Annotated in this window: 1 protein-coding gene; it reads right to left on the bottom strand. The window is 46.4% G+C overall.

The features are described 5' to 3' along the window. Window positions 1-280 (bottom strand): SHIRT domain-containing protein (locus SORDD25_RS08935; RefSeq protein ID WP_153014487.1); only part of this gene is annotated, 280 nt, incomplete at both ends.

The following is a 280-nucleotide window of genomic DNA, read 5'->3' as shown; positions in this document are numbered from 1 at the left end:
CTTGGTTGCGTTGGAGTCGCTTGACTACCGTCTTTCAAGTCTGTTTGGTCTGCTGGAAGCAAGGCTTTCACTTCTTGTGGAAGTTCTTTTCCTGGCGTTCCGCTGACAAACTCGTGAACTGCTTTATGAGTCACTGTTGGAACCGGGCTTGCTGTAAATTTCCAGGTTCCTACAAACTTAACATCTGATCCATTGATGGTTTCCGATGTCTTATCATATGAGTTGAAGCTCCATGTGCCTTCTGACGTCTTCACTTCTGTTTGGCTTGGTTGCGTTGGAG

This window comes from Streptococcus oralis (assembly GCF_001579525.1).
GTDB lineage: Bacteria > Bacillota > Bacilli > Lactobacillales > Streptococcaceae > Streptococcus > Streptococcus oralis_M.
This window is presented reverse-complemented; position numbering and strand designations above follow the sequence as displayed.